The following is an 18,486-nucleotide window of genomic DNA, read 5'->3' on the forward strand; positions in this document are numbered from 1 at the left end:
TTACGCCTGGGCAGCCTCGTTGGTGCATAGGCCGGACAGCGCACAGGAGCCACACGAAGACTGACCGCAATCCGACGCCGGATCGGCATCTTCGATCACCGGCTCGTCGCCGCCGCAGTTACATCCCGACCCGCAGCCGGTCGATTCGTCGTCACTGGGCGCGGCTGCCGCGGCCCGGATGCCCAGCCCACTGACAATGCCGATAACCAGCAGGGATACCACGATCGAGGACACCGCGAACACGAGTCCCCAGACTCCACCGACCGCGAGATTAAGAGCGGCGCCCACCCCGGTGATGAGGGCAGCGGCCAGCATTCCGGGACCGGCAGCTCGATTGGCGACCTCGAATGCCTTCGCCGAGCGCATCGTCTCGTCGGCACGCACGCCAAGCCATTTGTTGCGCCCCAACCGTCCGGACAGGCCGGCGACGCCGACCGCGCACCACAGCGCCGCGAGGGCGAAACCGATGATGGCGACGACAACAGACACAACACTCACGATGCCCACCATACTTCGTCAATCCGAGCACGATTTACGCTGGTGGGGTGACTGGATCGAACTCCCCCGACGCCGCGACCACCGCGCCCCACCGCTACACCGCCGACGTAGCCGGCGCTCTCGAGCAGCAGTGGCAGCAAACCTGGACCGCCCGCAAGGCGTTCGAAGCTCCCAACCCGGTTGGCCCGCTGGCGGGGGATCTGGAACCCTTCGGCGGCGTTGACGCGGCAGCGAACAAGCTCTTCGTCCAGGATATGTTCCCCTACCCTTCGGGTGCGGGTCTGCATGTCGGGCACCCACTCGGCTTTATCGCCAGCGACGTTTTCGCGCGGTATGCCCGGATGGATGGCCGCAACGTGCTACACACGATGGGCTTCGATTCGTTCGGCCTGCCCGCCGAGCAGTACGCGGTACAGACCGGCACGCACCCCCGGACGACAACCGAGGCGAATATCGAGCGCTACCTGGAGCAAATCCGGCGGTTGGGTCTGGGCCACGACGAACGCCGTCGCGTCGCCACCACCGATATCGACTTCTATCGGTGGACACAATGGATCTTCCTACAGATCTACAATGCCTGGTACGACGAGGCGCAGCAGCGGGCGCGGCGGATAGACGAGTTGATCGCCGAATTCGATTCCGGGGCAAAGACACTCGACGACGGCAGGGTGTGGGATTCGCTTGATGCCGCCGAGCGCGCGGCTGTCGTCGACTCGTATCGGCTGGTGTACCAGAGCGATTCGCTGGTCAACTGGTGCCCCGGACTCGGCACGGTGCTGGCCAACGAAGAGGTCACCGCCGACGGTCGTAGCGAGCGCGGCAACTTCCCGGTGTTCCGCAAGCGGTTGCGACAGTGGATGATGCGGATCACCGCGTATTCCGATCGGTTGCTCGATGATCTGGACTTGCTGGACTGGCCGGAGAAGGTCAAGACCATGCAGCGCAACTGGATCGGACGCTCGCGCGGTGCACGGGTGCACTTTCCGGTACCCGGCGCGGACACTTCGATCGAAGTCTTCACCACTCGTCCCGATACCCTGTTCGGTGCGACCTATATGGTTCTCGCGCCGGAGCATCCGCTGGTCGATGAGTTGGTCGCAGCCACATGGCCCGCCGGCGTGAATCGGAAATGGACTGGTGGACAATCGGACCCGGCCTCCGCCATTGCCGCCTATCGTGCCGCCATCGCCGCGAAGTCGGATCTCGAGCGTCAGGAGAACAAAGAGAAGACCGGCGTCTTCACCGGCGGCTACGCAACGAATCCAGTTAACGGACAACAGGTCCCGGTGTTCATCGCCGACTACGTGTTGATCGGGTATGGCACCGGCGCGATTATGGCGGTGCCCGCCCACGACGGCCGCGATCACGAGTTCGCTACCGAGTTCGGCCTGCCCATTGTCGAGGTCATCGGCTCCGATACCGATATCGCCGCCGAGGCGTTCATCGGCGACGGTCCCCTGGTCAACTCCGACTTCCTCGACGGTCTCGATGTCGACGCCGCCAAAGCGGCGATCATCGAGCGCCTGGAGCAGGACGGAAGTGGCTCGGGCACAGTCGCTTTCAAACTCCGGGACTGGCTGTTCGCGCGGCAGCGCTATTGGGGCGAGCCGTTCCCCATCGTCTACGACGAACACGGTCATGCGCACGCGCTGCCGGAGTCGATGCTGCCGGTCGAACTGCCCGAGGTCGAGGACTACGCACCGGTTGCCTTCGATCCCGATGACGCTGATTCCGAGCCGTCTCCCCCGCTGGCCAAGGCAACCGAGTGGATGAGCGTCGAACTGGATCTCGGCGACGGACCGCGGACCTACACTCGCGATGCGAATGTGATGCCGCAGTGGGCCGGCAGCTCGTGGTACCAGTTGCGCTATATCGATCCGACCAATGAATCCGAATTCTGCGCCAAGGAGAACGAGGCGTACTGGATGGGCCCGCGCCCGGCCGAGTTCGGTGAAAAGGACCCTGGCGGTCTGGACCTGTATATCGGTGGCGTCGAGCATGCGGTACTACACCTGCTGTACTCGCGATTCTGGCATAAGGTGCTCTTTGACCTCGGCCACGTCACGAGTGTCGAACCGTACCGAAAGTTGTTCAACCAGGGCATGATTCAGGCGTTCGCCTATACCGACGAGCGCGGCGTCTATGTGCCGGCCGAAGAAGTCACCGAGCAGAACGGCGAGTTCTTCCACGACGGTAAGCCCGTCACGCAGGAGTACGGAAAGATGGGCAAGTCCCTGAAGAATTCCGTCGCGCCCGACGATATCGCTCGCGACTACGGCGCGGACACGTTGCGTGTCTACGAGATGTTCATGGGGCCCCTGGATCAGTCGAGGCCATGGGCGACCAAGGATGTTGTTGGCGCACAACGCTTCCTGCAGCGGGTCTGGCGACTGGTCGTCGACGAGGATTCGGGGGAGGTGATCGTCGCCGACGTCGATACATCCGAGGACACCCTCAAGCTCCTGCACAAGACCATTGCCGGAGTGCGCGAAGACTATGCGGCACTGCGCAATAACACGGCGGTTGCCAAACTCATCGAGTTCACCAATCACCTGACCAAGCAGTACCCCGGTGGCGCACCGCGGGCGGCGGTCGAACCGCTGGTGACAATGTTGGCTCCCTTGGCACCACATATCGCCGAGGAACTGTGGCTGCGACTTGGCCACGACGGTATGTTGGTCCGCGGTCCTTTCCCGGTGGCCGACGAGTCGTTGCTGGTTGAGCAAACCATCGAGATACCGATTCAGGTCAAAGGGAAGGTCCGCAGCCGGATTACGGTCGCAGTCGATGCCGATGAGGAGACGATCCGTGCGGCGGCACTCGCTGATGACAAAATCGCGCCGCTACTCGACGGTGAGCCACGCAAAGTCATCGTGGTGCCCGGTCGAATGGTAAATGTGGTGCCTTAGTCGCTTAGCGGAACGGACCGAGGAGAACTACTGGTGTGATCTCCACCGGATAGGGCCGTTGTGCCACAAAAGATTCGGTGCCGGCAACCGTGGCCTCCTCGACGTACTGATGGTCCTCGAGTTCGAAGGCGGTGAGCGTGACGGCTATCGGTTCGATGACCCAGTAACTCGGTACGCGGACCGCCGAGCCTAGTTGCCAACCTATGGACTATCCCCTAATGTGAATGAGCACTTTAACTTCTAAAACAAGGGGGCCATTATGAGCTCAGCGAAGATCGTGACCGCGGCACTGGGTATTGCTGCGGCAGCCGGGGCGTCGATTGTTGTCGGCAGCAGCTCGCCGGCGACAGCGGCATCGGTTCAGGAGACGCGGGACTACGTGTGGGTCGGGTTCACCCCGTCCGAGACTAAGCAAATCGCGCACAGCGGTGTTTCGTCGATCTTCAGCCGACGCGAGGTGCATCCGTACTTCTATGCGCAGCAAGACCGTGACTCCGTCTACAAGAGCTACTTCGTTCCGGGCCGGGGATATGTCGTCAAGGCAACCGTGCAGAAGTTGGTCGACGAGGCCGCACATCATCCCAATGGGCGCGTTTGGGTCTCGTACAACAAGCACCTTCCGCGGCCGATCACCATCTGGACGCAGTTCTAAATTTTCGTCAGTGTTTGGGCGGGAGCTGTGCAACGTAACGGCTGCACAGCTCCATCCAGCCTCGTAGTTGACGTTTAGTACCGATGCCCTCGGCATCAACCCGAAACCACCCGGCGAGATCGCGTTCGCGCATGACCATCGGCGCGGAATGTTTGCGCGTCAGAATTGTCTTGGTGTCGTCGGGATCGCATCGACCAAGGATGCCGCCCTCGCGACTGACCGCGACGGCCATATGCCCGTCAACCATAAACCCGAGCCCGCCGAACATGGCCTTCTCGGTGATCGACGTCGCGCGGATTGGCATATCGTCGCGGTCGCAGAACTCGGCGAACACCTCTCGGACGCGGTTGGCCAACTCGTCGTCGTATGACACGCCGTCGAGACTACGCGCGAGTGACCCGGCCCACTGGCCTTTAATCTTACTCAGGAGTAAGGTAGCCGCATGGCAATCAATCTCGAGCTCCCAGAGAAGCTGAATTCGACGGTAGAGCGCACCCATCTCGCTGCCGAGCACATCTTCCGGCCCATTTCTCGCAAATACGACGAGGCCGAGCATGAGTACCCCAAAGAACTCGATGAGCTGGCAAAACTCGCCAAACAAGCCGCTTCGTCGGAGCGCTCAGCCGACGGCGAGAGCGCCAAGTCAGCCGAAACGGTGAACGGCGCCAACATGCGCGCAGTGCTCTCGGCCCGGGAGATGAGCTGGGGAGACGTCGGCTTGATGCTGTCCATCCCGGGGCGCGGACTGGGCAACGCCGCGATCACCGCGGTCGCCAACGAAGAGCAACTGGAGCGGTTCAGCGACGTATGGGCAGCGATGGCCATCACCGAGCCGAGTTTCGGGTCCGACTCCGCGGCGGTTTCCACGACGGCGACGCGTGACGGCGACGACTACCTGATCAACGGCGAGAAGATCTTCGTCACCGCCGGGTCGCGTGCCGACCACGTAGTGGTGTGGGCGACCATCGACAAATCAGCGGGACGCGCCGCGATCAAGAGCTTCGTCGTGCCGATGAACACTGACGGCGTTACCGTCGTCCGACTCGAGCACAAGCTGGGAATCAGGTCCTCGGACACCGCTGTTGTGCGTTTCGAGAACGCCCGAGTACCCGCGGGAAACCTCCTAGGCTCGCCGGAGATCGATACCAAGAAGGCGTTCGGCGGGGTCATGCAGACCTTCGACAACACCCGTCCCGTTGTCGCCGCGATGGCCGTCGGACTGGCGCAAGCCGCGCTCGAGTCGTACGCCAAGATTCTCGACGACGCTGGACATGAGATCGACTACGACCGGCCGGCGGCCAGCCAGCACGCGGCGGTTGCCGAATACCTGCGGCTTGAGTCCGACTTGGAAGCCGCATGGTTGCTGACCTTGCGCGCCGCGTGGATGAGTGACAATAAAGACTCGAACTCCGCCGAAGCATCTATGTCGAAGGCCAAGGCCGGCCGTATGGTCAACGAGTTGACGAATAAGGTTGTCGAAATCGCCGCTACCGCAGGCTATTCCGAGCGTGATCTGGTGGAGAAGTGGGCGCGCGACGCGAAGATTTTGGATATCTTCGAGGGCACTCAGCAGATTCAGCAATTGGTCATTGCCCGGCGTATTCTCGGCCGCACGTCAGCACAGCTGAAGTGATCAACTAACCCGCTATCGGGCAACTCGTTCCCGGAGTCGTTGGTCTCGCTCGATCCGAGCGGCGTCACGTCTACGCCGCTCGGCGAGGATCGCGACTATGACCATCTCTGGGGGAGCCGCAGTGGGTGGAGCAGGTGCCACAAATCGCACCATCTGGCTAGCGAGTTGGTCGCTGACTTGCTGGCGCGCAATGGGGTTCAGTTTGTCGACCCGCCCGAGGAAAGAGCGCGCCGCGATCGCCAGGGGTATCGGAAGGGGAGCGACATCGGCAGTCGATGCCCATTGCTCAAGTTGAGGCGGCATCGGCGCGGGTGTCGGCAGATCCAATGAAAAGCGATCTCGCACAACGTAAGTGCCGGCCAACAAGTCGCCGAATCGTTTACCTTTACGATTGGTGACCGCGCACAACAGCGCGGGAAGTCCCCAGCAGCTATAGATTTCGACGAAACCTAACAGAGCGCGAGTTAGCGCCTGCCGGAAGGTAATCGGGCCGGCGTCGTCGCGTACAGTGCGCAGGCCCAGGATCCAATGTCCCAGAGTCTTTCCGCGCGTGAAGGTTTCGGTCACCGTCGGTATGGCGACCAATGCGAAGATGATGATGCAAGTGTGTAGCGCCAGTGCGACGGTCAGGCCGGTATTGGTGAAAAACCCGCCACCGATGAACGACTGCACTAGTAAGAAGATCAACCCCAGATAGACGGCCACACCGAGCAAACAGTCAATGAGTCCAGACAGGATGCGTAAACCGATGTTCGCGGCGGGCAGGTCAAGGGCCACCGCTTCACCCGATACCAGGTCGTCGCGGCCGACGCCGATCGTCGCACTCGTCGACACTGACACCGGCGGTGGCAGGGGGCGATAGGTCATGGCAGTAACAATACTGGCCACGCGGCTGTGCGTCGGCTGTCTGACCGAGACATGAGCGGGGGATATAGGGCTAGGCTTGATCGTCGTGGACCTTGACGCATATGTTGCCGCACACCAGGGCAGCTGGCACCGGCTCAACGAGTTGTCTCGGCGGCGTAACCTCACCGGCGCCGAGGCTGACGAGATTCTTGATCTGTACCAGCGGGTCGCCACACATTTGTCGGTCATTCGATCGACGGCGCCAGATGCCGGCGTGATCGGTTACCTGTCGGCACTGCTGGCCCGGGCCCGGTCACGGGCGGCTGGTACGCGCGCCACGTCGCTGCGCGACGTCGGGACCTACTTCAGTCGCACCCTGCCGGCCGGACTCTATCGACTGCGTTGGTGGTGGATCACGACAATGGTGGCGTCCTTCTTCGCGATCGGAGTCGTGATGTGGTGGATGGTGTCGCACCCGCAGATCGAGTCCTCGCTCGCGTCGCCGGGGGAGATCGACCAGCTCGTCAACAATGATTTCGAGAGCTACTACTCGGAAAGTGCGGCAAGCGCATTCGCGTTCCGAGTGTGGACCAATAACTTCTGGCTCGCCGCCGTGTGCATCGCGTTCGGGGTCTTCTGCATCCCGGTCGTCTACATCCTCGTCAACAACGTCATCAACGTGGGTGTCGTCGGATCGATGATGATCAGCCACGGTAGGGGAGACCTGTTCTTCGGGCTCATCATCCCGCACGGTTTGCTGGAAATGACATGCCTATTCGTCTCGGCCGCAGTGGGATTGAAGCTGTTCTGGACGTGGGTGGCGCCTGGAGCCAGGACACGTTTCCAAGCGTTAGCCGAGGAGGGCCGGACTGCCATGGCCGTCGCGATGGGTCTTGTCGTGCTCTTGTTGATCACCGGAGTCATCGAGGCCTTCGTCACGCCGTCGGGATTGCCGACCTGGGCGCGTATCGCAGTGGGTATTGCCGTCGAGATCGGCTTCTTCGCGTACGTGTTCACCTTGGGGCGCAACGCGTATCTCGATGGTGCGACCGGTGATCTGGAGTCGGAGAGCGAACGTGGTTTCTCGGCGCCGGTGGCGGCTTAGCGGGTATCGAGACGCGCGGGTATCGAGGCCCGGCGATACGTCTACGGTGTGAACACCAACACCGACGACGGCAGCGCCTCCAGAGTCGCCGGGAGTGAACCAATCACGTCACCATCCACCGACACCAAAGCTGTTGGCTCGGAATCTATTTCAATCTTCGCTCCACGCAGGGTCCGCACCAGCGGGTGCTCAACGTGTGTTCCTTTGAAGACTCGCGGGAAAATCCGCGCGACGGTGATCCTCCCGAATCGACGCTGATAGGACGCCAGCGTCACGTCTAACTCACCGTCGGTAAGTGATGCTCCGGGCGTGATGAGCATGCCACCGCCGTAGGAACGGGTGTTGCCGACCGCGGCGAAAACCACGTCGGCATCGACCTCGAGTTCGCCGTCGACGACGATCCGGTACCGCCGCGACTTCAGTCCCACGAGTTCGCGCAACGCGGCCAAGGTATACCTCGCCTGCCCTCGCGGCCAGACCATTGAGACCGCTCGGGCGGTGACCTCGGCGTCGAAACCAGTTGCGGCGACAGTGACGAACGTGGTCGTCACCCCGTCTCCCAAGGTCACCCGCCCCAAATCGATCCGCGTCGTTCGGCCGCCGACGATCACCGAGACCGCACCCGGCACATCGTCGATCGGGATTTTCAGCGCACGCGCCAAGTCGTTGCCGGTGCCGGCCGGAATCACTCCGACGGGCTTCTTCGCGCCGGTAGCCAGTGCGGCGTCGAGTGCCAATCGGATACTGCCGTCGCCGCCGATGGCGACGAGCGCGTCAATGTCATCACGTCGACAGGCTTCGGCTGCCAGCCGCTCGGCATCGTCGGCATCGAACCCGGTAAGAACCTCGACTGCCACCGACCGGGCGGCGAAGGCGACCTGCGCCTGCGCGGCGACTGACAATCCGTGCCCATGCCGCGAATGCGGATTGACCAGCAGCGCAATCCGTTTGACGTCCGTCATCAGATCAGTTTGCCCGGGTTGCATACTCCGGCGGGGTCGAATACCCGTCTCACCGCCGCGAGAGCCTCGATGCCGAGGTCCCCGTCTTCCTGTGCTAGCCATGGCTTGTGGTCCACGCCGATCGCGTGATGATGGGTTATCGACGCCCCGGAATCGATAATAGCCTGCGACACAGCCGTTTTGGCTGCCGTCCATTGAGCGATCACGTCACCCTCCTGTCGGTAGACGACCGTGAAGTACAGCGATGCGCCGGCAGCGTAGGTATGCGAGATATGGCACATCACGACCGTCGGCTCGGGCAACGCGGCGGTCAAAGCCGCTGTGACAGCAGCTTTCACGGCATCGACCTTCGACCACACCGTTGCGGTTTCCAATGTCTCGCAACCGACACCGATCTCAAGTAGCGCATCGCGCAGGTATGGCGCGTTGAAACGGCCATGCTCCCAACTGTTCGCCGGCCCGTCACCACCACTGATTCCGCCCGCGGCAGTAAATATTTCACGCGCGACACTCATCCGTGCCGCAACCGCGGTGGGGGAGCCCTCAAAGGTCGTGATCGCCAGACAGCCGCCCGGCGGCAGCGCGTCATCACCTTTCTGTTCGCCAATCTCGTTGGGGCGGGCCAGATTCAGGGCGGTCTCCGCCTCGTCCGACAGCCGCAAGACTGTCGGCATCACGCCTTCCTGTGCCAGTCTGCGAAACGCGTCAGCACCAGCGTCGAATGAATCGAATCGCCACGCCTCATAGCCGGTGGTCGCCGGCACGGGATGTACGCGCACTGACACTTGCGTGACGATGCCGAAGGTACCTTCTGAGCCCATGATGAGTTGCCGCAAGTCCGGACCCGCGGCAGATTTCTGCGCGCGGCCGACGGTCAGCACCCCAGCGGGTGAGACGAGCGTCAAGTCGATGACCATGTCGTCGAATCGCCCGTAACCCGCCGATGCCTGACCGGACGATCGCGTCACCGCGAATCCGCCGATAGTCGCGAACCGGAAACTCTGCGGGAAGTGTCCCAGGGAGAATCCCCGCTCAGCCAGCGCGGCTTCGGCGGCCGGCCCGGTCATCCCCGCGCCAAGCGTCGCGATACCGGATACTTCGTCGAGGGCGACCAGCGAGTCGAGCCTGCGCAGATCGACACTCAGGACCGCGCGCAGATCGCCGGCAACTGGGTCTAGTCCGCCGACGACGCTCGTGCCACCACCGAAGGGGACCACGGCAACCCCGTTCGACGAACACCAGGAAAGCAGATCCGCGACCGAGGCACTGTCCGCGGGCAGCGCCACCGCATCAGGGGCGTCCTGCGTAGCCAGTTTGCGGCGAAGCAGATCCAGCGTCGACTTTCCACCGGCTCGCGGCAACCGATCGCCGTCAGCGGTCGAGATCCACTGCTCGCCGACAATCCCCGCAAGCGCCTCGATGTCGGCAGCTGTCAGCCGCGACGGCGCGAGTGCGATATCCGCTTGGGCGACTTGCGCGGATGGCTCGCCGGATACCCCGAGCATGCCGCGTATCAGTGTCGACACCGAGTCGGACAGTGGCGCAGCAAGGGCTGGGTCTCCCCAGGCGTTCCATTTCATCGGCGGCCTTGGAAGATGAGCGGCGCGAGCGTTGGTCATAAGATACAGTGTTACACATAATGTCAATCCGTAACGACACTCCGCATAACTCCGGTTCGGGAGCGGACGAGATCGCCGACCGCGTCCTCGACGCCGCCCGAATGGCGGTGTTGCGACATCAGGGCCGCCGGGTGACGCTCGCCGAAGTCGCCCGCGAAGCCGGTGTGAGCAGGCCGACCGTCTATCGCCGCTGGCCCGATATGGACACGCTGCTGCGTGACCTGATGACTCGTGAAGTCGGTCGGATCGTCACCGCTGTCACCGAAACCACCCCGCTGCACACGGGTCCCCGATTCGACGCGACCGTCGATCAGGTGGTTCGCATCGCGGCCGCGATGCGCGACGACGATCTATTCACGGTGCTGTGGACAGCTCGCTCGGATTTCCTGACGCCCTATGTTTTCGATCGCCTCGGCGAAAGTCAGCGGGGTTTGCTCAGACTGCTCGCCGACGGTATCTCCGACGGTCAGCACGACGGCCACATCCGCTCCGGAGACCCCGACAAACTCGCGGCGATGGTTCTACTGATTACCCAATCCGCGGTGCAGTCGCGATCTTTGGTGGAACCGATCCTCGGCGACGACTGGACCATCGAACTCCACTACGCGCTGTCCGCCTATTTGAAACCGGAGAACTCCTGATGTCCGCCTTGACCGCACAACGTCGAAGCATTGATCTACACGCACTGGCCGACCGGCGCGAACCACTCGACGTCCTGGTCATCGGCGGTGGTGTGACCGGTTGCGGCGCAGCGCTTGACGCGGCGTCACGGGGACTCAGCGTCGCCCTCGTCGAGGCTAACGATCTTGCGTTCGGAACCTCGCGCTGGAGCAGCAAGTTGGTCCACGGCGGCCTACGATATCTTGCGTCGGCCAGCATCGGCATCGCTTACGAGAGCGCCATCGAACGTCACCATCTGATGACAACCATTGCGCCGCATCTTGTTTCGCCGCTGCGACAGGTGGTTCCCGACTTTGGCGACCGTCGCACCAAACAATTGGTATGGACCGGCTTTCGCGCTGGCGACGCACTGCGCCGAGTAGCCCGCACGCCGAAATCAGTACTGCCCGGACCCGGCAACCTGAGTAGCGAAGAAATGGCGGCGGTCACGCCGACCGTTGCTCGAGCGGGATTGCGCGGCGGCGTCGGAACCTACGACGGTCAACTCGTCGATGACGCACGGCTGGTGGTCGGAATCGCTCGTACCGCAGTGGCTTTCGGCGCGCACGTCTGCACGTACACCAAAGCCGGCGCGGTTTCGGGGACCGGCGCGACGTTGACCGATACGCTGACCGGCGAGAGTTTCGACGTCAAGGCGCGCAGCGTGATCAACGCGACCGGCGTCTGGGCCGGCGATGTCGATTCGACCCTGAAGATCCGGCCGAGCCGTGGCACCCATCTCGTCTTCGATGCCCAGGCTTTCGGCAATCCCACTGCCGCACTGACGGTTCCGGTAGCCGGTTCGATCAGTCGCTTCGTCTTCGCGATGCCTGAACAATTGGGGCGGGTGTATCTCGGACTCACCGACGTCGACGCTCCGGGCGCGATCCCCGATGTGCCGACCGCCGACGACGACGAGATCGAATTTCTGCTCAACACCGTGAATGTCGCTCTGCGGCAACCACTTACCCGCTCCGACATCAGAGGTACCTTCTCGGGACTGCGACCGCTGATCGACAGCGCGGGCGGCGAGGGCGGCTCGTTGGCCGACGTGTCCCGCAAACACGCAGTGCGGGTACGTGATTCGACGTTGGTGAGTATCGTCGGCGGCAAGCTCACGACTTATCGTCGGATGGCTCAAGATGCCGTCGATGCCGCGGTGGGCGCCGCCGGGCTTCAGGCCGGTTCATGTATCACCGCCGCGACCCCATTGGTCGGTGCCACCGGCGGCGCACCCGGCAGCGATCTGCCGCCGTCGCTTGTCGCCCGGTTCGGCACCGAATCGTCGAGGGTGGTCAGTAGCGCCACCGTGCCCGACCCCACCGCGTCTATCGCCGACGGCATCGACGTCACCCGCGCGGAGATTCAGTACGCGCTGACACATGAGGGCGCGCTGACCGCCGACGACGTCATCGAACGCCGGACGCGAATCGGGTTGATACCCGAAGATGCGTCGCGGGTGAAGCACGCGGTCGAAGAGATCGTCGCGACCGCCTCTTGACTTTCCCACTAGGAAAGTGACACGCTACTTTCCAACAAGGAAAGTGAGGCTCCCATGTCAGATCTCAATCACGACCAGGCACAAGACGCACTCGACGCCGCCCGACGCGCACAGCAATCGGTGGCCGGACAACTCGGTCTGCCGCGCGCGTACTGGTGGGTGCTGGCCGCGGGCTGGCTGGTACTCGGAGTGCTCGGCGACTTCACCCCCTCCTGGGTGACCACCGTCGCGACCATCGCGTTCGCGTTCGGCCACTCGGTTGTCGCCTCAAGCCTGCTCGACGGACGTCGCCGCACGTCTAAGCTTCTGGTCAGCCGTGACGTAGCCGGCAGGCGAATCCCGTTGGCAGTTATCGCCATCCTGCTCGTCATGGCCGCCCTGACCATCGCACTTGGCTTCGCGCTCGATGCTGACGGCGCCAACCACGCGGGTACCTGGGCGGCACTGACCGTCGCGGCCATCGTCGGCTTCGGCGGCCCCGAAATCTTGTTCGCCACACGGCGTTTGGTGCACGCATGACACCGGACGGATTCGACGAGCTGATCCATCCGAGTACTCGACTGTCACTGATGGCCACCCTCGCGGCTGCTGACTGGGCCGAGTTCGCCTATCTCAAGGAGCAGCTCGGCCTATCGGATTCGGCTCTCTCCAAACAACTCTCGACGCTGGAGGAAGCCGGTTACCTGACCACCGACCGGCAGGCCACCGGACGTCGACGAACGGTCCGGGCCCAGCTCACCGACACCGGCAGGGCAGCGTTTGCCGGTCATATGGCCGCGTTGCAAGCGATTGTCGCGCGATCGCTCACCAAATAGAACGTGTTACAGTTTAATGATGGGACAGTTCAGCCGAGCCGAGATCGAAGCCGAGTTCCAGCTATTCGAAGGTCGAGCGAATTCGGCTGCGCTGACACATGATTGGGATCCGTGGACCAATCAATTCACCGTTGATGCCCGCTACGTCGAGCACGCGATGGGTACCTTCAACGGGCGCGAGGAGATTCGGCCCTGGATTGAGAAGACGATGGGCCGGTTCCCCGGCAACCACATGGTGGCTTTTCCCTCGCTGTGGCACATCATTGATGAGGACACCGCACGGGTTATCTGCGAGATCGACAACCCGATAGTCGATCCGGGCGACGGCTCGGTTCATTCGGCCACCAACATCACCATCCTCACCTACGCCGGCGGCGGTCAATGGGCCAAAGAGGAAGACATCTACAACCCGATGAAGTTCCTCGCCTCGGCGAAGGGCTGGTGTGCGCGGGCGACGGAGTTGGGAACTATCACCGACGAGGCCGAGGCCTGGTACCAGCGAATGAAGAACTTCTAGGCTTTCCAACCACCCAGTTGTGCACAACGCCGCAGGTGAACGCCGTTGTCCACAGATTTCCGCCAGATTTTCCCGATAAGCCGAAAAGCGCATTTCGCGCCATTAGTGTCATCGCATGACCTGGGGGGATAACTGTGATGGCCGTACCGACGAACAACTGCTCGACGCTCATATCGCCGGTGAAACCGGCGCTTTCGCGACGCTCATCGAGCGTCATCAGCGACGCCTGTTGGCGATCGCTTACCGCACCACCAACAACCCCGAAGACGCACACGACGCCTTGCAGGATGCCCTGCTCAACGCGCATTGCATGGCGAAGCACTACCGGGCCGAAGCGAAGGTGATTTCCTGGCTGCATCGCATTGTCGTCAACGCCTGCCTGGATCGAATCCGCCGGAATAAGAGCCACCGCACCATTCCGATTCCTGAATTCGACGTCCTACCGCTCGCCGACCCGCACGACCACACCACCGACGTCGACTTGGCGGTGTCCGTAGGCCACGCACTGAACCTCCTGCCACCCGACCAGCGCGCCGCCGTTGTCGCCGTCGATGTAGAGGGGCTGCCGGTCAATGAAGCAGCCGCACGCCTTGGCGTACCAACCGGGACCATCAAAAGTCGTTGTTCACGTGGACGTTTGAAACTTGCGGCGCTCCTCGGACATCTTCAAGAACCTGTCTGAATGGACCACCGGCAGCGGTGCTGAGCCATAGAGTGATTACGATCCTTCTCCCCCGAGTCTGAGTCCCGTGACACCGACGAAAGCATGGCCATGACCCCACCGGTACCCGGCACAACCGAGCCTGGGTCTACCGGCCCGCCCGAGTCGCCTTATCCGTCAGAGCTACTGGCCGACCTGCACGCCGACGCCCTCCCGCCCGATATCGCGGCGCATATCAGCGCGCATATCGCCGCCGACCCGGTCGCGCAGGGAACACTCGCAGCACTGGATCGTATTCGACTAGTGCTCGGGGGATTGCCGGTTATCGAACACGAGGTCCCACCGGACGTCCAGGCGGCCACCGATAGGACCCTCGCCGACATCGCCTCGACGTCGCGGTACAAGAATGTCGTCCCTCCCGCCCGTGGCCGTTGATTGTCGCAAGCTTCAGCAACCCTCGATCGTCATTCTGTTCGCCACCGGTGTGGCCAGTCCACGATCGGCGCGTGATCCATCCGGCTCACCCGTCCGGGAACAACTGTCTCTACCCTTATGTTGAATTAGCCGAATAACACGCCAGGTAACTCCGGAGGACCAATTGACCGACACCGACCAGATCCACGACATCATCATCATCGGATCCGGCCCCGCTGGTTACACCGCTGCTGTCTACGCGGCGCGAGCCGAGCTGTCTCCGGTTGTGTTCGAGGGCACCCAATTCGGCGGTGCCTTGATGACCACCACCGAGGTGGAGAATTTCCCCGGTTTCCAATCCGGCATCCAGGGCCCGGCCCTGATGGACGAAATGCGTGAGCAGGCACTCCGATTCGGCGCTGACCTGCGCATGGAGGATGTCGACGCGATCCGCCTCACTGGCGAGATCAAGGAGGTTGAGGTCGACGGCGAGATCCATCGGGCCCGCGCGGTCATTCTCGCGATGGGTGCCGCTGCTCGCTACCTCGACATCCCCGGCGAGCAGGACCTGCTCGGACGCGGCGTTTCCGCGTGCGCAACCTGCGACGGCTTCTTCTTCAAGGACCAAGACATCGCCGTTATCGGCGGCGGCGACTCGGCGATGGAAGAAGCAACCTTCCTCACGAAGTTCGCTCGCAAGGTGTACCTGGTCCACCGCCGCGAGGAGTTCCGTTCGTCACGCATCATGCTCGACCGCGCGCGCGACAACGAGAAGATCGAATTCATCACCAATGCCGCCGTCGAGTCGGTACACGGCGAAACCGGCGTTACCAGCCTCACGTTGCGCAAGACCGACGTCGAGCAGGAAACCGCGAGCCTCGATGTGACCGGCATGTTCGTCGCGATCGGCCACGATCCGCGCAGCGAACTGGTACGCGGCCAGGTGGAGTTGGATGCCGAGGGTTATGTGCAGGTTCAGGGCCGCACAACCTACACATCGCTGCCGGGCGTCTTCGCCGCCGGCGACCTCGTTGATCACACCTACCGTCAGGCGATCACCGCCGCGGGCAGCGGCTGTGCCGCCGCCATCGACGCCGAGCGTTGGCTCGCCGACCAGAAGCACGCGACAGCTCCGGTTGCTGCCGCGGCCGCATCCTAAAGCCATTACTTGCTAGGCCCGATCTAAAGGAGATCTCATGGGTAACAACACCATCGCCACCACTGACGCCACCTTCAAGGCCGACGTCATCGAGTCCGGCAAACCCGTCCTCGTTGACTTCTGGGCCACCTGGTGCGGACCATGCAAGATGGTTGCGCCGGTCCTTGAGGAAATCGCCGGTGACTACGCGGACAAGTTAACTATCGCCAAACTCGACGTCGACCAGAACCCGACAACCGCTCGCGACTTCCAGGTGATGTCGATTCCGACGCTGATCCTGTTTGAGAACGGTCAGGCGACCAAGACCATCGTCGGTGCCAAGGGTAAAGCTGCCCTGTTACGCGAACTGAGCAGCGTCGTCGAAGCTTAGTGGTTAAAACTATATGCTGGGCGAAGTCGATGAGATGATGCGATAACTCACGATTATTTGGTTGTCGACGTCCAACCCTGCGACAATCTGACTTGCCACATTGTCCGAAACCCAGATTGTCAGCGAGGAGTACGTGGATGCCGTCGTTCAGGTTGGGTGACCACGGCTCGGCAGTCGCTGAGATCCGGTCCATCCTGATCAACCAGGATCTGCTGGCCGGATCGGTCTCCGACGACGTCGCCATCTCAGCCAATGGCTGGACCAGTCCCGACGCGGTCTTCGACGTCGCGACCGACCATGCCGTGCGAGCGTTTCAGCAGCAGCGAGGCCTACTTGTCGACGGCGTCGTCGGCCAGGCGACCTACCGGGCATTGCGTGAGTCGTCCTACCATCTCGGCGCGCGCGTTCTGCTCTATCGACTATCGGCACCGATGGTCGGCGACGACGTCGCAACACTCCAATCCCGCCTGCAGAATCTCGGCTACTACACGTCTATCGTCGACGGCGTCTTCAGTGAGACCACCCACAACTCGGTATGCCTGTACCAAAGTGAGTACGGGTTGTCCTCCGACGGAATCTGCGGGCCGGCAACACTGCGCTCACTCGAGCGGCTCGGCACCCGCATCACCGGCGGGTCACCACACGCCATCCGCGAGGAGGAGCGGGTCCGGCGCTCCGGCCCGCGTCTGACCGGCAAGCGCATTGTGATTGATCCGGGTTCGGGGAGCGGCCAGCCAACCGACGCACTCGCCGATCTCGAGGCGCGCGTCCTCTGGGATCTCGCTTCTCGACTCGAGGGCCGGATGTCGGCAGCCGGCATGGAGACTTTCCTTTCTCACGACGGCCGGGGCCAACCGACCGACGAGGATCGTGCCCGCGTCGCGAATGCCGTCGACGCCGATATCGTCCTCGCACTGCGCTGTGCGTCGAGCCGCACCGAATCCGCCAACGGCGTCGCGACGTTCTATTTCGGCAACTCGCATGGATCGTCATCAATGATCGGCCGCAATCTGTCTGGATTTATCCAGCGCGAGATCGTCGCGCGCACCGGTCTGGCTGACTGCCGAACACATCAACGCACCTGGGATATTCTCCGATTGACTCGAATGCCGGTGTCGCTCATCGACATTGGATACTTGACCAATTCCCTCGATGCTGACAAGCTCGACGACCCCGGAACGCGTGACGTGATCGCCGAAGCCATCCTGGTAGCTGTCAAGCGGTTGTATCTCCTCGACGCCGACGACCGTCCCACTGGCACGTACACTTTCGCCGACTTGCTCGCCGCCGAAGAAGTCGCGACCTAGCCGTCAGGTCAGCCGACCGGAAGCGCGTCGTCCTTCTGCTCACGCGAGGTGAGCTCCATCGCCGCCTCCACCACAAGCTTCTCCAATGCGCCTTCGACGGCTGACTTCCACCCGAGACCTTCATCGAGCTCCAGTCGGAACCGCGGGAACCGCGGATGCGGAGCGACGAGATCGAAACCTGAGTCCTTCAAGAAGTCGGCATCCATCATGCATGACGTACACAGCTCAGCGATCAGTTCAGCAATGCCGTCGTCGGCTCCGATGATCCCGAACGCTTCGATCGCACGGACACCGCGTTGCATCAGATCTGAAACCACGGCGTCGAGCAAAATCGGAGCCGCCTCCTTGAAACCGGCCTCCGCCGTGATCGACGTCAACAGCACGGCGTCGTGACTCACCGGAGAAGTGGGGAAGTGGCTCGCGCGGGGCACGCGCGCGGGCGGCGCGTAGAACGCGGTACCGACCACCGATTGCATAGTGGAGTCGATAGCGAGTTGCGCACACGTACCCCACTCGAGCAGAAGCCCCGACACCCAGGCTTCCTTGTCGAACTCGCTCTCGAAGATCGCTGTTGTAGTCGAGGCGGCGTCGGCGAACATTGGAGTCGCCAGACTCTGCTCGACTGTCGCCGGATCGACCTCCCAGTAGACACAACGCCGGGTATGCGATGGCAGATTCTCAAATCCACTGAGATCGAGGCGCACAATCGAGAGTCCCACGGTCAGCTCACCCGATCGAAATAGCGCTCAGACGAAAGATGTTGTCTTGCAATACATTTCGCAAGTCCGCCAACCTTTTCCGTCGATATCGTCACTGTGACGTTATTTCCAGGTGTCCGTGTATGGGAGAATTTCACCG

20 protein-coding genes are annotated in these 18,486 nt (G+C 62.5%); 14 read left to right on the forward strand and 6 right to left on the reverse strand.

The window, feature by feature from the left end; genetic code table 11:
- Nucleotides 1-498 (reverse strand): SdpI family protein, encoded by a 498-nt coding sequence (locus tag AAFP29_RS09820; protein ID WP_419217146.1) that lies wholly within the window; start codon nucleotides 496-498, stop codon nucleotides 1-3.
- A 47-nt stretch (nucleotides 499-545) separates the two neighbouring features.
- Here AAFP29_RS09820 and leuS point away from each other — a divergent pair, with 47 nt between their 5' ends.
- Nucleotides 546-3,407 carry a leucine--tRNA ligase gene (leuS, locus tag AAFP29_RS09825; RefSeq protein WP_419217147.1) on the forward strand — a complete coding sequence of 954 codons (2,862 nt, stop codon included), beginning with the start codon at nucleotides 546-548 and terminating at the stop codon, nucleotides 3,405-3,407.
- A gap of 259 nt (nucleotides 3,408-3,666) precedes the next feature.
- Nucleotides 3,667-4,059 carry a hypothetical protein gene (locus AAFP29_RS09830; protein ID WP_419217148.1) on the forward strand — a complete coding sequence of 131 codons (393 nt, stop codon included), beginning with the start codon at nucleotides 3,667-3,669 and terminating at the stop codon, nucleotides 4,057-4,059.
- Nucleotides 4,060-4,066: 7 nt separating this feature from the next.
- Here the strand turns inward: AAFP29_RS09830 and AAFP29_RS09835 are convergent, their stop codons facing one another.
- Nucleotides 4,067-4,432, reverse strand: a complete 366-nt coding sequence (locus AAFP29_RS09835) for a TfoX/Sxy family protein (RefSeq protein ID WP_419217149.1) — start codon at nucleotides 4,430-4,432, stop codon at nucleotides 4,067-4,069.
- Nucleotides 4,433-4,501: 69 nt separating this feature from the next.
- On the opposite strand from AAFP29_RS09835, the gene AAFP29_RS09840 reads away from it, so the two are divergent.
- Nucleotides 4,502-5,692, forward strand: a complete 1,191-nt coding sequence (locus tag AAFP29_RS09840) for an acyl-CoA dehydrogenase family protein (RefSeq protein WP_419217150.1) — start codon at nucleotides 4,502-4,504, stop codon at nucleotides 5,690-5,692.
- A gap of 12 nt (nucleotides 5,693-5,704) precedes the next feature.
- On the opposite strand, the gene AAFP29_RS09845 is transcribed toward AAFP29_RS09840, so the two are convergent.
- Entirely contained in the window at nucleotides 5,705-6,559 is an 855-nt protein-coding gene (locus AAFP29_RS09845) for an RDD family protein (RefSeq protein WP_419217151.1), read from the reverse strand.
- 85 nt (nucleotides 6,560-6,644) lie between these two features.
- On the opposite strand from AAFP29_RS09845, the gene AAFP29_RS09850 reads away from it, so the two are divergent.
- A complete protein-coding gene (locus tag AAFP29_RS09850) occupies nucleotides 6,645-7,643 on the forward strand; it encodes a stage II sporulation protein M (protein WP_419217152.1) in 999 nt (332 codons plus the stop codon).
- Nucleotides 7,644-7,684: 41 nt separating this feature from the next.
- On the opposite strand, the gene AAFP29_RS09855 is transcribed toward AAFP29_RS09850, so the two are convergent.
- On the reverse strand, nucleotides 7,685-8,605 hold the full coding sequence (locus AAFP29_RS09855; protein ID WP_419217153.1) for a YegS/Rv2252/BmrU family lipid kinase: 921 nt from the start codon (nucleotides 8,603-8,605) through the stop codon (nucleotides 7,685-7,687).
- A complete protein-coding gene (locus AAFP29_RS09860; protein ID WP_419217262.1) occupies nucleotides 8,605-10,185 on the reverse strand; it encodes an FAD-binding oxidoreductase in 1,581 nt (526 codons plus the stop codon). The genes AAFP29_RS09855 and AAFP29_RS09860 overlap by 1 nt, the downstream gene beginning before the upstream one ends.
- 59 nt (nucleotides 10,186-10,244) lie before the next feature.
- Between AAFP29_RS09860 and AAFP29_RS09865 the strand changes: the two genes are divergently transcribed.
- The 10 genes from AAFP29_RS09865 to AAFP29_RS09910 all read left to right on the forward strand — a co-directional run bounded on the left by AAFP29_RS09865 (nucleotide 10,245) and on the right by AAFP29_RS09910 (nucleotide 17,628).
- The gene (locus AAFP29_RS09865; protein WP_419217154.1) at nucleotides 10,245-10,865 is read left to right on the forward strand and encodes a TetR/AcrR family transcriptional regulator; all 621 of its coding nucleotides are present in this window, start codon (nucleotides 10,245-10,247) and stop codon (nucleotides 10,863-10,865) included.
- A complete protein-coding gene (locus AAFP29_RS09870; RefSeq protein WP_419217155.1) occupies nucleotides 10,865-12,385 on the forward strand; it encodes an FAD-dependent oxidoreductase in 1,521 nt (506 codons plus the stop codon). The genes AAFP29_RS09865 and AAFP29_RS09870 overlap by 1 nt, the downstream gene beginning before the upstream one ends.
- Before the next feature lie 54 nt (nucleotides 12,386-12,439).
- On the forward strand, nucleotides 12,440-12,904 hold the full coding sequence (locus AAFP29_RS09875; RefSeq protein WP_419217156.1) for a hypothetical protein: 465 nt from the start codon (nucleotides 12,440-12,442) through the stop codon (nucleotides 12,902-12,904).
- Entirely contained in the window at nucleotides 12,901-13,200 is a 300-nt protein-coding gene (locus AAFP29_RS09880; protein ID WP_419217157.1) for a winged helix-turn-helix domain-containing protein, read from the forward strand. The genes AAFP29_RS09875 and AAFP29_RS09880 overlap by 4 nt, the downstream gene beginning before the upstream one ends.
- Nucleotides 13,201-13,219: 19 nt before the next feature.
- Nucleotides 13,220-13,717 carry a nuclear transport factor 2 family protein gene (locus AAFP29_RS09885; RefSeq protein ID WP_419217158.1) on the forward strand — a complete coding sequence of 166 codons (498 nt, stop codon included), beginning with the start codon at nucleotides 13,220-13,222 and terminating at the stop codon, nucleotides 13,715-13,717.
- Nucleotides 13,718-13,832: 115 nt separating this feature from the next.
- Complete coding sequence (sigM, locus tag AAFP29_RS09890) at nucleotides 13,833-14,399, forward strand: RNA polymerase sigma factor SigM (RefSeq protein WP_419217159.1); 567 nt, start codon at nucleotides 13,833-13,835, stop codon at nucleotides 14,397-14,399.
- Between the two features lie 84 nt (nucleotides 14,400-14,483).
- A complete protein-coding gene (locus AAFP29_RS09895; RefSeq protein WP_419217160.1) occupies nucleotides 14,484-14,813 on the forward strand; it encodes a hypothetical protein in 330 nt (109 codons plus the stop codon).
- A 163-nt stretch (nucleotides 14,814-14,976) separates the two neighbouring features.
- The gene (gene trxB / locus AAFP29_RS09900) at nucleotides 14,977-15,951 is read left to right on the forward strand and encodes a thioredoxin-disulfide reductase (RefSeq protein ID WP_419217161.1); all 975 of its coding nucleotides are present in this window, start codon (nucleotides 14,977-14,979) and stop codon (nucleotides 15,949-15,951) included.
- 37 nt (nucleotides 15,952-15,988) lie between these two features.
- Nucleotides 15,989-16,321, forward strand: a complete 333-nt coding sequence (gene trxA, locus AAFP29_RS09905) for a thioredoxin (protein ID WP_419217162.1) — start codon at nucleotides 15,989-15,991, stop codon at nucleotides 16,319-16,321.
- Nucleotides 16,322-16,458: 137 nt separating this feature from the next.
- Complete coding sequence (locus tag AAFP29_RS09910) at nucleotides 16,459-17,628, forward strand: N-acetylmuramoyl-L-alanine amidase (RefSeq protein ID WP_419217163.1); 1,170 nt, start codon at nucleotides 16,459-16,461, stop codon at nucleotides 17,626-17,628.
- A gap of 8 nt (nucleotides 17,629-17,636) precedes the next feature.
- Here the strand turns inward: AAFP29_RS09910 and AAFP29_RS09915 are convergent, their stop codons facing one another.
- The gene (locus tag AAFP29_RS09915) at nucleotides 17,637-18,347 is read right to left on the reverse strand and encodes a hypothetical protein (protein ID WP_419217164.1); all 711 of its coding nucleotides are present in this window, start codon (nucleotides 18,345-18,347) and stop codon (nucleotides 17,637-17,639) included.
- Nucleotides 18,348-18,486: the final 139 nt, after the last annotated feature.

Origin of the sequence: Gordonia sp. CPCC 205333, assembly GCF_048537885.1 — a bacterium.
Classification (GTDB): domain Bacteria; phylum Actinomycetota; class Actinomycetes; order Mycobacteriales; family Mycobacteriaceae; genus Gordonia.